This is a genomic window from Leptospira montravelensis (assembly GCF_004770045.1).
Taxonomy (GTDB): domain Bacteria; phylum Spirochaetota; class Leptospiria; order Leptospirales; family Leptospiraceae; genus Leptospira_A; species Leptospira_A montravelensis.
Window position 1 is genome coordinate 218,016 of sequence record NZ_RQFO01000004.1, and the last position, 13,573, is coordinate 231,588.

At 41.6% G+C, this 13,573-nt stretch carries 13 protein-coding genes and 2 tRNA genes; 11 read left to right on the top strand and 4 right to left on the bottom strand.

What is annotated here, in order from left to right; genetic code table 11:
• Positions 1 to 10 precede the first annotated feature (10 nt).
• Positions 11 to 1,552 carry a phosphatase domain-containing protein gene (locus EHQ31_RS01840; RefSeq protein WP_135569089.1) on the bottom strand — a complete coding sequence of 514 codons (1,542 nt, stop codon included), beginning with the start codon at positions 1,550 to 1,552 and terminating at the stop codon, positions 11 to 13.
• A gap of 53 nt (positions 1,553 to 1,605) precedes the next feature.
• Between EHQ31_RS01840 and EHQ31_RS01845 the strand changes: the two genes are divergently transcribed.
• Positions 1,606 to 3,378: a UbiD family decarboxylase gene (locus tag EHQ31_RS01845; RefSeq protein ID WP_135569091.1), complete on the top strand. Its 1,773-nt coding sequence runs from the start codon at positions 1,606 to 1,608 to the stop codon at positions 3,376 to 3,378.
• Positions 3,379 to 3,503: 125 nt separating this feature from the next.
• Positions 3,504 to 4,475: an ADP-glyceromanno-heptose 6-epimerase gene (gene rfaD, locus EHQ31_RS01850; protein WP_135569093.1), complete on the top strand. Its 972-nt coding sequence runs from the start codon at positions 3,504 to 3,506 to the stop codon at positions 4,473 to 4,475.
• A gap of 6 nt (positions 4,476 to 4,481) precedes the next feature.
• Here the strand turns inward: rfaD and EHQ31_RS01855 are convergent, their stop codons facing one another.
• The 3 genes from EHQ31_RS01855 to EHQ31_RS01865 form a co-directional block, all read right to left on the bottom strand.
• The gene (locus EHQ31_RS01855) at positions 4,482 to 4,781 is read right to left on the bottom strand and encodes an ArsR/SmtB family transcription factor (protein ID WP_135569095.1); all 300 of its coding nucleotides are present in this window, start codon (positions 4,779 to 4,781) and stop codon (positions 4,482 to 4,484) included.
• A 149-nt stretch (positions 4,782 to 4,930) separates the two neighbouring features.
• Positions 4,931 to 5,698 carry an SDR family NAD(P)-dependent oxidoreductase gene (locus EHQ31_RS01860; protein WP_135569097.1) on the bottom strand — a complete coding sequence of 256 codons (768 nt, stop codon included), beginning with the start codon at positions 5,696 to 5,698 and terminating at the stop codon, positions 4,931 to 4,933.
• 58 nt (positions 5,699 to 5,756) lie between these two features.
• A complete protein-coding gene (locus EHQ31_RS01865) occupies positions 5,757 to 6,449 on the bottom strand; it encodes a histidine kinase (protein WP_135569099.1) in 693 nt (230 codons plus the stop codon).
• A gap of 214 nt (positions 6,450 to 6,663) precedes the next feature.
• Here EHQ31_RS01865 and EHQ31_RS01870 point away from each other — a divergent pair.
• From EHQ31_RS01870 to rpoB, 9 genes are all read left to right on the top strand, one after another.
• A tRNA-Thr gene (locus EHQ31_RS01870) sits at positions 6,664 to 6,735 on the top strand.
• 5 nt (positions 6,736 to 6,740) lie between these two features.
• Positions 6,741 to 6,814: transfer RNA gene (locus EHQ31_RS01875), tRNA-Trp, on the top strand.
• A 39-nt stretch (positions 6,815 to 6,853) separates the two neighbouring features.
• On the top strand, positions 6,854 to 7,042 hold the full coding sequence (secE, locus tag EHQ31_RS01880) for a preprotein translocase subunit SecE (RefSeq protein WP_002973751.1): 189 nt from the start codon (positions 6,854 to 6,856) through the stop codon (positions 7,040 to 7,042).
• An 8-nt stretch (positions 7,043 to 7,050) separates the two neighbouring features.
• Entirely contained in the window at positions 7,051 to 7,605 is a 555-nt protein-coding gene (nusG, locus tag EHQ31_RS01885; protein WP_002973653.1) for a transcription termination/antitermination protein NusG, read from the top strand.
• A 39-nt stretch (positions 7,606 to 7,644) separates the two neighbouring features.
• On the top strand, positions 7,645 to 8,070 hold the full coding sequence (gene rplK, locus EHQ31_RS01890; protein ID WP_135569101.1) for a 50S ribosomal protein L11: 426 nt from the start codon (positions 7,645 to 7,647) through the stop codon (positions 8,068 to 8,070).
• A 25-nt stretch (positions 8,071 to 8,095) separates the two neighbouring features.
• Positions 8,096 to 8,788, top strand: coding sequence for a 50S ribosomal protein L1 (rplA, locus tag EHQ31_RS01895; protein ID WP_100743132.1), 693 nt, complete (start codon positions 8,096 to 8,098; stop codon positions 8,786 to 8,788).
• 12 nt (positions 8,789 to 8,800) lie between these two features.
• Complete coding sequence (gene rplJ, locus EHQ31_RS01900; protein WP_100743131.1) at positions 8,801 to 9,334, top strand: 50S ribosomal protein L10; 534 nt, start codon at positions 8,801 to 8,803, stop codon at positions 9,332 to 9,334.
• Between the two features lie 36 nt (positions 9,335 to 9,370).
• On the top strand, positions 9,371 to 9,754 hold the full coding sequence (gene rplL, locus EHQ31_RS01905; protein WP_004783509.1) for a 50S ribosomal protein L7/L12: 384 nt from the start codon (positions 9,371 to 9,373) through the stop codon (positions 9,752 to 9,754).
• 125 nt (positions 9,755 to 9,879) lie between these two features.
• Positions 9,880 to 13,566, top strand: coding sequence for a DNA-directed RNA polymerase subunit beta (gene rpoB / locus EHQ31_RS01910; protein ID WP_135569103.1), 3,687 nt, complete (start codon positions 9,880 to 9,882; stop codon positions 13,564 to 13,566).
• The last annotated feature ends 7 nt before the right edge of the window (positions 13,567 to 13,573 follow it).

Below are 13,573 nucleotides of genomic sequence, written 5' to 3' on the forward strand. Positions count from 1 at the left end.
CTAATAAAAATTAAGATTGGAAAGCTGCAATGAGGCCTTCCTTTAATTTCAGTCTCGTACCTTCTGCTGACTTTGGTAAGGTCAAATCTTCCAAAAATTTTAATAAGAATCCTTCATCCACTAATTTTCCTTCCAATACTTTCCCAATCATTCCCGCCACAATTGCTAAAATCTGCTCCAGATTTAGGTATCCTTCGTTTTCTAAAATCATAGCCATTCCTAAAGCCCCTTCAGTTCCGTAGAATGCCTGTTTGGTTCCAAAAACAGTCTCATACATTCCTGCGGGAAGTGCCTCCCTTACTTTTTCCCTCATTTCTGATTCACTTGGGCCGTGACCTGTTCTGTTGATGAGACTAATTGTCACGGGATTGATGGTTCCATGAATTCTATGAATTTCTTCTGCAAGGAGTCTGATTTTTTTCGCGGCGTCTCTTGTGATAGCATCACGACCTAGGAAATTGAGTTTATATAGATATTCTTCTAATTCATCTCCACCCAGTTTACCCATACAAATGATTTGGTAGAGAGTAAAGATCATATAATCCGATTCTGTATTGTCACCAAGCAGAATCTCTTTAGCTTCCGTGGGAAGATACACTCTATCATAGAGTAAGATGGAAAGTTTATAAGACATTTGGTCAAATAAACTCTGGTAGGAAGCTCCTAAGAATTTTTTAGTCCGTGACCATGCTGGTTTAAATCCATTTTGTAAAAATTCGATTGGATTAAAAATTGTCCCAAGAACTTTATCAAAGACTCCTTTGATGGTTCCTTCTAAATATTTTAAATGTAAGGATTCAATTTGGATTCCATCTTTTGCGATGGTAGCAAGCATGGTGCGACGAAAAAAATGGGGACTGGCAGAAATAAAGGCTAGGGGAGCATTATTCAAAGAACTACGTAGTTCTCTGTAAAGTTCTGGCATTCCCGGTAGCGCCTGTTTTTGGTTAGGTGTTTCAAATACTGCTGTAAACTTTCCTTTTCCGGAATGGATGTCTGTGGCAAGGTAAGTTTGGTCGATGTCGGAAGTCACCACCATTCCTTTGTAGTCTTCGGCAAGGATCCGGAGTTTTCCTTTTCCTACAATGGTTGTTTTTCCCAAAATAGAATCTTCTGTATTGTTTAGATGGGCTAGGTCCTTGGAGTATTGGCGAAAACTATCCAGGCCTTCTAAAACCACTTGGAAATCATGGAAACCTACGGGAAGTTTGTCTCGAATCTCGCAGGAGAAAAATCCGTCCTCATCCGCTTTGATTTTTCCTGAAGTGTAGATTTTATTTCCGCTAGAATCAAAGACTTCTAATTTTAAAACGGGCTTTCGCACTGGAGCCAAAGAGAAATCTAGGAAAGGTGTGATTTTTGTTTCTTCCCCAATAAAAAGACCTGTCATCAAATCCCAAAGGCCTTCTGCCTTCATGAGATCGGTAATCCCCACATCCACCACTTGGCCTCGTACATAAGAGCGCCTCTCTCTTCCTAAAGATCCGCCGCAGACAGCAATTCTTTTGATATCGGTAATGATTGGTTGTGTAGTATTTGGTTCTTGGGACATAGAATTTATGCCCTTAAGAGTCTAAGAAAACAAGGAGCCGTCCATTCCTTTTTATGGTTTCACTACGATCTACTAATGATTTTGTCCGACTTTTGCAAAGAGAGGGAGAACTCCATGTGATTTCTGATCTCGTGGACCCAAATCTGGAACTAGCAGAAATCCAGAGACGAGTCGTGGCCAAAAAAGGCCCAGCCCTGCTTTTTACCAATGTCAAAGGGACCAAGTTTCCCGTTGCCACAAATCTATACGGCTCTGAAAAACGAATTCATTTGGCCTTTGGCCCAAAACCTGTGGCAACCATCCAGCGCCTTGCCAAACTCGCAAAAGAAATTTTCCCCCCTAGCTTTTCTAAACTTTGGAAAGAACGGTCCTTGGGACTGCTTCCCTTCCAAGTAGGCTTAAAACAGGTGAGAAGGACCCCAGTTCTCTCTGGTAGCGTTTTATCCACGCAAGAGTTACCCCAAGTGGTTTCTTGGCCGAAAGACGGAGGAGCCTTTGTTACACTTCCTTTGGTATATACCCAACATCCTGAATCGGGAAATGGAAATTTAGGCATGTACCGGGTGCAACTTTTCAAAGACAAAACCGTAGGGATGCATATCCAAATCCACAGGGGTGGAGGATTCCATTATTATGAAGCAGAAAAAAAAGGAGAATCTCTTCCGGCTCACGTTTACATTGGTGGACCCCCTGCCTTAACCATCGCCGCTGTGGCACCTCTGCCAGAAGAGATCCCGGAACTTGTTTTTGCCTCCTTTCTTATGGGAGAAAAACTTCGAATGAAAAAAGACAAAACGGTTTCTCCTTATCCAATTGTGGCCGATGCCGATTTTGCTCTCATTGGTTCTATCCCACCTTATGTTAGAAAACCAGAAGGTCCTTTCGGTGATCATTATGGATACTATTCTTTGTTACACGACTATCCTTACTTAGACCTAAAACATATTTTGCATAGAAAAGATGCGATCTGGGCCGCCACAGTGGTAGGAAGGCCTCCTCAAGAAGACCATTATATCGCTGAGTTTTTACAAGATTTACTTTCGCCCATGTTCCCACTCGTCATGCCACAAGTACTTGGTGTTTGGGCCTACGAAGAATCAGGAGTGCATTCCCTTGCGGCCGCAGTGGTGAAGGAAAGGTATTTTCGAGAAGCCTTTATGGGAGCACTTCGTATTTTAGGTGAAGGGCAACTCTCGCTTACAAAATGTTTACTTGTCACAAATGAAAAAGTGAATTTAAAAAACTTTTCCGAAACTTTCAAAGTCATCACAGAAAGATCAGATCCAAAAACTGACTTTTTTATCTTTAGTCATATCAGCCAAGACACACTTGATTATACAAGTGGAACGGTAAACAAAGGGAGTAAACTATTATGGATGGGAATCACCGATGCCAATGCACCGGTAAAGTTTCCAAACCTACCAAAAGAGTTTACCGGAAATCTAAAAGACAAACGTTTCTCGAAACCAAAAGTTTTTTTACCAGGAGTTCTTGTGGTAGAAGGTTCTCCTTACACTACCAATGATCAATTGGCAAAAACCTTACTTGAGGAAGACCTGGGTCGTTTTCATTATGTATTTCTTGTGGATGATTCCGAAGATGCAGTAAAAACGGATTCTGATTTTATTTGGACTATGTTTACGAGAATGGAACCTGCCTCCGATGTTTATGCAAGAACGGAAACAAGAGCAAATCATATTGCTTACCAAGTTCCTATCGTTTTTGACTGCAGGATGAAACCTTGGATCCCTGAAGTCCTAATTCCTCTTCCAGAAACGGTAAAACAAGTAGATACAAAATTTGGACGGATCATCGATTCTATCTGAGATAGTCTCTGATGGAATTGGCAATCCTCTCATCTAATTCCATTAGGAATGGATTTGTTTTTCTTCGTGTTTGTAAAAAAGTGTATAGAAAGAAACCCTAGATATAAAAAACTAAAACGAAACCAATGGCAAAAAAAATCACTCTCGTCACTGGAGGCGCAGGCCTCATCGGATCACAAATCATTGAAGATCTAAATCACAATGGGAACACTGATATCTTAGTTGTGGACCATTTAGGGACCACTGAGAAATGGAAAAACCTACAAAGAAATTTTTTCCTAGATTATTATGAAAAAGATAAATTCGAATCCATGTTAGATTCGGGAAATTCCATCTTAAATGAAATTTCGGAAATTTACCATTTAGGTGCTTGTTCTGCTACGACAGAAAAAGATGCCACTTACTTAATGCAGAATAACTTTCGTTATACGAAGAAATTGGCAGAGTTTGCTGTCAGTAAAAAAATACCTTTTCTTTATGCTTCCAGTGCCGCTACTTACGGAGAAGGTGAGTATGGTTATGACGACAAGGCTCCTATCGAAAATCTAAAACCACTGAATATGTATGGGTATTCCAAACAACTATTTGATCTGTATGCTAAAAAAGTAGGGATCGCCGATAGACTTGTGGGACTTAAATATTTTAATGTTTTTGGTTATGGGGAAGCCCATAAGGGTGATATGCGTAGCCTTGTTTTAAAAGGGTATGAACAAATCCGTGACACAGGGAAGTTAAAATTATTCAAATCCTATAAACCCGAATACAAAGATGGGGAACAAAAACGGGATTTTCTTTATGTAAAGGATGCCAGTAAAATCAGTATTTATCTTCTTTCTGAACGAAAGTATGGATTGTACAATGTGGGGCGGGGAGTTGCGGAAACATGGAACGATTTAGCGAATGCTTTGTTCGCAGCGATGAACCAACCTGTTCAAATTGAATACGTTGAGATGCCTGAATCATTAAAGGGTAAATACCAATACTTTACCTGCGCAGCAATGGAAAAAATTGGCGAAACAGGGTATCCCTTTGGTTACACGAACCTCAGGGATGCAGTGGGTGAGTATATCAGTCTTTTATTAAAAGACTTACCCTAAACTTGTTTATTTTTTATACACTTTGACAATCGTTTGAATCAATTCTTTAAACTTAGGATCTTTTAGGCTATAAAACACTTGGTTTGAAGACTTACGTGATTCTAAGATTCCATTGTTTTTCATCTTACTTAGGTGTTGGGAAGCTGCTGATTGACTTGTTCCAAGGAGTTCGACAAGTTGGCCTACAGTTTTTTCCTCTTTAGCAAGGGTATATAAAATCAATAAACGAATAGGGTGGGCAATACCTTGTATTCCTTTAATGGCTTGTTCCAATTGTTGTTTTGAGAGTTCTGTTTTTATTTTCATCACTAAGGATTCCGTTATATCCTTATGACGAATGTATACTGATTTTACCTACGAAATTTTTTTCGTTTGAAAAAAAAATGACAAAACCTAAGTGGCTTATAATGATTTAGCCTTCAGTTAAAATCTAAGGGCTAAATCATTAATCAAAGTTAGATTCGAACACCGCCGGAAATTTCTAATACAACACCGGTCACTAAATCATTCGAAATAATAAACTCAGCAGTGGACGCAATTTCATCTGGTTCACCCAGTCTTCCCACAGGAATGATGGATTTCCATTTTTCCAATGCTTCTGGGTTCATATCTTTTAGAACCATTTCAGTTCCAATAAATCCTGGGGCAATTCCTGCAACGCGGATTCCAAACTTTGCTAGTTCTTTCGACCAAGTCACAGTCATTGCGGCAACTCCCGCTTTGGCAGCACTGTAGTTAGTTTGGCCTGAGTTTCCATGCATAGCGATGGAAGCAATGGGAATGATCACTCCCTTCTTTTGTTCTACCATTTTTGAAGCTGCTTCTCTTGCGGTAAGGAATACACCTGTCAGATTCACATCAATGACAGATTGCCATTGGTCGAGTCCCATTTTTCCTTTGACCTTACCTGTTTCTTTGTCCACTCGGATGAGTAAACCATCACGCAAAATTCCTGCGTTCAAAATGGCAACGTCCAGACTTCCCTGAAAAGCCGCTGCTTCTTCAATCAGTCGAATGCTGTCTTCTTCTTTTGCTACATTGGCAATGACACCAGTAGTTTTGATCCCTTCTTTTTGAAAGAAGGCGACTGTTTCGTCCAACTTGTCTTTTTGGATGTCTGAGAGAATGATATTGGCTCCGGCCTTACCTAATCGGTAAGCCATTGCCTTTCCGAGTCCACCGGCAGATCCGGTGACGAGAATATTTGCGCCTTTTAATTCCATGACCGCCAGTTTCGAAAATGCCGGACAGGTGGTCGATACAATTAAGGGGTTTGTTTTCCTAGATTTCGGCTAGTTCCGCACTGCGAAACGACACATAATTGTCGTTAAATGGAATTTCGACTCGTGCGACAGTTCGATCGGGGTGGGTGATGATTCGAAATAAATTGGGGTCAACCCCTTCGTTTTTAAGTAAAATCATAATCAGAGCAATTCCAAGTCCTGCCCCTTCCGTGTTGTCCATATTGTCCATATAGAATTCGGCAATGTCATTGTAATTCATTGACTTTTTCATTTTTTCCCGCATCCGAGCTTCTTCGGTTTTGATTACCGGAGTGTTGTTTGTGACTTCGACAAGAAGTCCATCCAAACAGTAGTGGAATTTAATTTGCACATAGACACCACGTGCCAAACAACGTTTTCCATATTCGTCAGCCATCTTCTCAGAAAACTTTTTGGAATAATCTTTGATGCCTTGGAGGTAGTCATTTTCATCAGTGATATCGAGGCCTTCGTCTTCAAAAAACACTCGTTTCTGATTGGCTTTGATGCCATTGATAGTGAGTTCTTTGGCAATGGTATACAACATCTCCACAAAATGAGTTTGGTTGACCTCTGCTAGAATATTAGTGATAAGTCCAAGAACGTATTGCTCTAGTTGGCGATTCATCCGAGAAGACCTTACGACAATTTTGGATTTTGCCTTTACTAAATCGGGAATTTGTGTTTCTAATTCTACAAAAGGTTTCGCCACGAATCATTCCTTAAAGTGGGGGACTATTCCCACATGGTTCTATTATCGAACCGGGAAATCCACAACTAAAATCTCAAGGGAAATTCACTGTTTTTCCTGTTTTTTTACCATTTCCAGGAAATAAACGCATTTTCCATTGACCAAAGAGCCTCATTTAAAATAGTGTAAAAAACCTAGCCTCGCTTGGATACCCGCGCTTGGGTGGGAAACGTTTGCCCTCTTAGCTCAGTGGTAGAGCACTTCCATGGTAAGGAAGGGGTCACCAGTTCAAGCCTGGTAGAGGGCTTGTTTAGGGCTGTAGTTTAATGGTAGAACTAGGATCTCCAAAGTCCTTGGTGGGAGTTCGATTCTCTCCAGCCCTGCCAGACTACAGAATATAGAATTAGAGAACAGGACAAGGATCAATGAAAGCTACGAGTTTCATTCAGGAATGTAAAGCAGAACTTGAAAAAGTACATTGGCCTACGCGCCAGGAAGTAGTGAGTTCTACCGTTGTAGTCCTAGTTACAGTATTTATCTTTTCCCTATTTTTATCAGCTTCGGATTTTGTTTTCTTGAAACTGTTAAAGTGGTTCTGGGCATTAGGAACATAGGTAGGGAAGTGGGCGATTCTTTAGATAAAAAATGGTATGTGCTTCAAACTTATTCCGGTCACGAGAATAAGGTGAAGACAAACATTGAGAAGATGGTCCAACAACAAAAGCTGGAAGACCAAATCTTCGCGGTTAAAATTCCTTCAATGGAAGTTGCCGAAATGAAAAACGGCAAGAAGAAGGTCACAAAGAAAAAACTCATGCCGGGTTACGTTCTCGTTGAGATGAACATGACCGATGACCTTCGATTTAAAATCCAGAACTTACCTTCTGTGTCTACGTTTGTAGGCGGAAAAGGAAAGGGTCCGGAGCCACTTTCACTGGATGAGATCAAAAACCTCTTCAGCGATGTGGGAAGTGTGGAATCGGAAGAAGTTTCGAGACCTCGTTTCCTATTCAAAGTGGGTGAAACATTGAAAATCATAGATGGTCCGTTTGCAAATTTCACGGGACTGGTGGATGAAATTTTTCCTGATAAGGGAAGACTCCGCGTTCGTGTAGAAATTTTTGGAAGATCCACTCCAGTCGAGTTGGATTATCTCCAAGTAAAATCGGAACAGTAGAACTGATAGATTGACTTTTAGTAAGGAACTTGAAACGAGATGGCTGCAAAGAAAGTAGTAAAACAAATTAAACTCCAAGTGGAAGCAGGGAAAGCAAACCCGGCTCCTCCAGTAGGTCCCGCTCTTGGTCAAGCTGGACTCAATATTATGGAATTTTGTAAACAGTTTAACGAAAGATCAAAAAACCAAATGGGACTCAAACTCCCTGTGGTCATTACTGTATATTCCGATAGAAGTTTTACATTCGTAACGAAATCTCCTCCGGCGGCTCTTCTTGTGATGAAGGCCCTAGGACTTCAAGGTGGTTCTGCCACTCCTCACACTGTAAAAGTGGGAACAATCAAACGAGCTCAACTAGAAGAAATTGCAAAAACTAAGATGGAAGACCTAAACGCGAACGATATGGATGCAGCAATCAACATCATTGCTGGAACTTGTCGTTCGATGGGTGTAAACGTCGAGTAATCATTAGGAAACGGGAACCGAAGTCATGAAACGCGGCAAAAAATATATCCAACTCAAAGAGAAAGTCGATCGCACAAAGGTTTATACCCTTGGTGAAGCAGTCGGTTTGGCAAAAGCTACTAGTTTTTCCAAATTTGATGGAACTTTAGAGATTTCGACTAAAATCAATTATAAATCTCTCCAAAACGTAAGAGGGACAATCTCTCTTCCACACGGAACTGGAAAAACAATCAAAGTTTTGGTTTTCTGCAAAGGAGACAAACAAAACGAAGCGAAGGAAGCTGGTGCTGATTTCGTAGGAGATATGGATCTCATTGAAAAAGTTTCTGGTGGATGGACTGATTTCGACGCTTGTGTGGCGACTCCTGATATGATGAAGGAAGTTGGTAAACTTGGTCCAGTTCTTGGTCGTAAAGGTCTTATGCCAAAACCAAAAGCGGGAACAGTAACCACTGACGTATCCAAAGCAGTGAAAGAACTCAAAGCAGGTCGAATTGAATACCGCCCTGACAAAGGGGGAGTGGTTCACTTAGGAGTAGGAAAATGTTCCTTCTCTGATGACAAACTTTCTGACAATATCAATGCTGTTGTTGCAGCCCTTATGAAAGACAAACCTTCCGATGCGAAGGGTGATTATCTCAAGTCTTTCTCAGTAGCAGCAACTATGGGAATCGGCGTAAAAGTCGATGTGAAAGAACTAGTAAACGCGAACATATAACGAGTAAGAATCATGGCAAATCCATCTAAAATTGAAGCAGTAGCAGAACTAAAGACCCGTTTGGAAAAACGACCTAACTTTATTTTAGCATCTTACAGCGGTTTAACTGTTGAAGATATGTCCAACCTTCGTGCGAAACTTCGCAAAGAAGGATCGGAGATGAAGGTGATTAAAAACAACCTATTCCTCCGTGCATTAAAAGAGTCTTCTGAACATAAAAACAACTCCATTGACTTTGGGGATGTTTACAAAGGCCCACTTGCAGCTATTTTCTCTCTGGATGCACTTCCAGCAGTAGCAAAAGTTTGTAAGGACTTTGCAAAAGATAAGAAGGAACTCGAAATTAGAACCGGCTATATGGACGGGGAAGTTTTGGGTAAATCTGGAGTAGAGGCGATTGCTGGACTTCCGTCCAAACAAGAACTTCTTGCGCAAGTGGCTCGTGGGATCAATGCTCCTGCAACGCAAATTGCTTCTGGAATCAATCAAATCATGGCATCACTGGCACGCGCCATCAATGCTGTAGCCGAGAAAAACGGCAATTAGTAATCATAGTGATTAGTAGGATAAGGAGAATATAGGATGTCTGTTGACGCGCTATTAGAACAAATTGGAAGTCTTACACTGGTTCAGGCAGCTGATCTAGTGAAAAAGATGGAGGACAAATTCGGGATTTCTGCTGCTGCACCGGTTGCGGTAGCGGCTGTTGCGGGTGCAGGTGGTGGCGCAGCTGCTGCTGAAGAGCCTGCAACTTTCAATGTAATCTTGAAAGCACACGGTGACAAAAAGATCGACGTTATTAAACTCGTTCGCGAAATCACTGGTCTTGGATTGGCAGATGCGAAAACGCTTGTTGAAGCTGGTGGAAAATCAGTGAAAGAAGGCGTTTCTAAAGACGAAGCTGCTGATATTAAGAAAAAACTCGAAGGTGTTGGGGCTCAAGTAGAAGTTGCTGCTGCCGGTTAATCGGTTGCCAATTTTTAAACCCAGTCTTCAAAAACTTAGAGGCAGGGAGGCCGTAGGCGTCCCCACCTCTATTTTTTCGTTTATCATACCATCTACTATTTTCATGTCTCTAGGGAGAGTATTCCATGCATACCCGAATGCAAATTAGAAACCGGGTAAATTTCGGTAAAATTACCGACCTCAATTTACTTCCTAATCTTATCTACGTACAGAAAAAATCCTTTGATTGGTTTCTCCAGTCGGAAGTGAAAGATCCGACGAAACGTTTGAACCAAGGGTTGGAAGCGGTATTTCGCGAATCCTTCCCAATCGAATCGCCAAACAACGATATGGTCATGGAATATGGCCATTATATCTTGGGAGAGCCAAAACGCGATCCACAAGAGTGCAAAGACACTGATTCCTCCTTTGCAGTTCCCTTAAAAGCAGTCATTCGACTCATCATCAAAGACACCGGAGAGATCCGGGAACAAGTTGTCTACATGGGAGACCTTCCTGTAATGACAGACCACGGAACTTTCATCATCAATGGTGCGGAAAGGGTAGTGGTGAGCCAGTTGCATAGATCGCCTGGTATTTTCTTTTCTTATGACCAAGTTCGTGATACTTTCTCCGCTCGTGTGATTCCTTACAGAGGTTCTTGGTTGGAATTCGAGATGGACAACAAGGGAATCCTCGTTGCCAAAATCGACCGTAAGAAAAAATTCCCGGCCACCCTTCTTGTGAAAGCTATGGGAATGGGAACAAACGAAGAAGTATTACGTTTGTTCTACGGATCTTCCAAAATGAAGATTGCTGGTGCCAATCCAAAAGACCTCAAACGTCTGATTGGTCGCCGAACCATTGCTGATATCATCAACATGGAAACAGGCGAGGTCATGCTCGATGCTGGTTCCAAAATCAATGAAGACAATATCTCCATCCTTCGTGAAATGAAGGTAAAAGATGTGGATGTCATTGAATTTCCGAAAGGAAAAGACAACCCAGTTCTTATCAACTGCCTTGAAAAAGATGGTGTGAATGACTACGAAGACGCAGTCAAAAAATTCCACACCATTATGCGTCCGGGCGAACCTTCTACGATTGAAAACGCAGAAGCAGAACTAAAACGTCTCTTTTTCTCTCCTAAAACTTTTGATTTAGGAATCGTGGGTCGTTACAAAATCAACAGTAAGTTTGAATTTAATAATCCAAAAGAATTCTCTAAAGCAGAAGACCGAGTTTTAAGAAAACAAGATATTATCGAAACTGTTCGTTACCTTGTGATGCTTATGTCGGAAGCGGAAAACTATTATCCAGACGATATTGACCACTTAGGAAATAGAAGGATTCGTTCTGTTGGTGAGCTTATCGCTAACCAATTGAAACTTGGATTCTCACGTGTGGAACGTGTGATCAAAGAAAGGATGACAGTACAGGAGCCGGAACAACAAACTCCGCAGCTTCTCATTTCCATCAAACCAATCACTGCGGTGATCAATGAGTTTTTTGGATCTTCGCAACTTTCTCAGTTTATGGACCAAACCAATCCACTAGCAGAACTTACGCACAAACGTAGGTTAAACGCTCTTGGACCAGGGGGTCTTTCTCGTGATAGAGCCGGTTTCGAAGTTCGTGACGTTCATTATTCTCACTATGGTCGTATGTGCCCAATTGAAACACCGGAAGGTCCAAACATTGGTCTCATCCTTTCCATGTCTAGTTTTGCACGAGTGAACGATTATGGATTCATTGAAACTCCATACCGCCTTGTGAAAAACGGAAAAGTTCAAAAACAAGTAGAATACCTCACTGCTGACAAAGAAGAATACCACTACATGGCACAGTCGAATTCGACTGTGGATGATAAGGGAGAATTTACTTCTAAACTTATCTCTACTCGCCATAGAGGGGATTTCCCTTTCCGTAGCCCATCTGAGATCCAATATATGGATCTTGCTCCTTTGCAAGTTGTGTCTGTATCCACAGCACTCATTCCATTTCTCGAACATGATGATGCGAACCGCGCTCTCATGGGTTCGAACATGCAACGCCAAGCGGTGCCTCTTCTCACAGAAGAAGCTCCATTTGTCGGAACAGGGATGGAAGCTCGTGCGGCTTATGACGCAGGGGTTTGTATTGTTGCCAAAAAAGATGGTGTGGTTTCTAAAGTGGATGCCACAGGTGTTTGGATCAAAGAAGACCAATCCAAAGAGATTGTTCATTACCCACTGATTAAATTCAAAAAAACCAATCAAGGAACTTGTTTTAACCAAAAACCAAACGTTTCTATGTTACACACAACGACTGGTGGTAAGGTAAGTAAGGTTTCTAAAGAACGTGTGGAGATAACAACTCCTAACGGTGAAAAAGAAACTCATGAACTTTTTCACTCAGAAGAAGTGCAATTTGTCGCAGTAGTGAAGGAAGGCCAAGACTTAGGAATTGGTGCACCGGTTGCTGGACAAATCATCAAAGGGGAAAAATACGGTGAGTTCGGACAAATCCTCCAAAAAGGAACTGTCCTTGCGAACGGTCCTTCCACAGACGCAGGTTATTTGGCACTAGGACGTAATGTTCTTGTGGCCTTTATGCCTTGGGAAGGTTACAACTTTGAGGATGCGATTTTAATTTCAGAACGAATCATCAAAGACGATGTTTTCTCTTCGATCCACATTGAAGAATTCGAAATCCAAGCTCGCGAAACGAAACTTGGACAAGAACAAATCACTCGTGACATTCCAAACCTTTCGGACAAAGCGTTCCGTGATTTGGATGAATCAGGTGTGATCCGTGTGGGTGCAGAAGTAAAACCTGGGGACATCCTTGTAGGTATGGTCACTCCTAAAGGGGAAACTGACCTCACTCCAGAATATAAATTATTACACTCCATCTTTGGAGAAAAAGCAAAAGAAGTAAGGGATTCCTCACTTCGTATGCCAAACGGTTTTGAAGGAACTGTGATCGATATCAAACGTTATTCCCGTGAAACTGGCGATGAACTCGCTGCTGGCGTGGAAGAAATGGTGAAAGTGTATGTCGCTCGTAAACGTAAACTCCTCGTGGGTGATAAGATGGCGGGTCGTCACGGAAACAAAGGGGTCGTGGCTCGAGTGATGGCACAAGAAGATATGCCATACATGGAAGATGGAACTCCTGTTGATATCGTGCTTAACCCTTTGGGTGTTCCTTCTCGTATGAACCTCGGTCAGATTTTTGAAACACAACTTGGTTTCGCTGCAAAAAAACTAGGAATCAATTTTGAAACTCCTGTGTTTGATGGAGCTACCGAAGGTGATGTTCATGACTTCTGCAAAAAAGCAGGATTACCAGAAAACAGCAAATTTCAGTTATACGACGGAAGAACGGGAGAGAAATTCATCAACCAAGTATTCTGTGGATACATTTACATGTTGAAACTGGCCCACTTAGTGGATGACAAAATCCATGCAAGATCTACTGGACCTTACTCACTCGTAACGCAACAACCACTCGGTGGTAAAGCGCAGTTCGGGGGACAAAGGTTAGGGGAGATGGAAGTTTGGGCTCTTGAGGCTTATGGTGCATCACACACCTTACAAGAGTTACTCACCATTAAGTCAGACGACATGTTGGGACGTGCAAGAATTTACGAAGCGATTGTAAAAGGAATCCACTCGATCAAACCGGGAATTCCTGAATCCTTCAACGTTCTTGTGCAAGAACTCCGAGGACTAGCTCTTGATATCATCATCAAAGACTCCGAAGGATTGGAAGTGGATATCTCTGATTACGAAGATGAATTCTCGAAAAACAAAAAGAAAATCAAATTCGAGACCATTGAAAACGTTTAGGGAAGGG

Bases quoted from the DNA above. Each gene is read 5' to 3' on its own strand.
- EHQ31_RS01840 (WP_135569089.1), bottom strand. From the start codon at position 1,552: ATGTCCCAAGAACCAAATACTACACAACCAATCATTACCGATATCAAA.
- EHQ31_RS01845 (WP_135569091.1), top strand. From the start codon at position 1,606: ATGGTTTCACTACGATCTACTAATGATTTTGTCCGACTTTTGCAAAGA.
- rfaD (WP_135569093.1), top strand. From the start codon at position 3,504: ATGGCAAAAAAAATCACTCTCGTCACTGGAGGCGCAGGCCTCATCGGA.
- EHQ31_RS01855 (WP_135569095.1), bottom strand. From the start codon at position 4,781: ATGAAAATAAAAACAGAACTCTCAAAACAACAATTGGAACAAGCCATT.
- EHQ31_RS01860 (WP_135569097.1), bottom strand. From the start codon at position 5,698: ATGGAATTAAAAGGCGCAAATATTCTCGTCACCGGATCTGCCGGTGGA.
- secE (WP_002973751.1), top strand. From the start codon at position 6,854: ATGAAAGCTACGAGTTTCATTCAGGAATGTAAAGCAGAACTTGAAAAA.
- rplK (WP_135569101.1), top strand. From the start codon at position 7,645: ATGGCTGCAAAGAAAGTAGTAAAACAAATTAAACTCCAAGTGGAAGCA.
- rplA (WP_100743132.1), top strand. From the start codon at position 8,096: ATGAAACGCGGCAAAAAATATATCCAACTCAAAGAGAAAGTCGATCGC.
- rplJ (WP_100743131.1), top strand. From the start codon at position 8,801: ATGGCAAATCCATCTAAAATTGAAGCAGTAGCAGAACTAAAGACCCGT.
- rplL (WP_004783509.1), top strand. From the start codon at position 9,371: ATGTCTGTTGACGCGCTATTAGAACAAATTGGAAGTCTTACACTGGTT.
- rpoB (WP_135569103.1), top strand. From the start codon at position 9,880: ATGCATACCCGAATGCAAATTAGAAACCGGGTAAATTTCGGTAAAATT.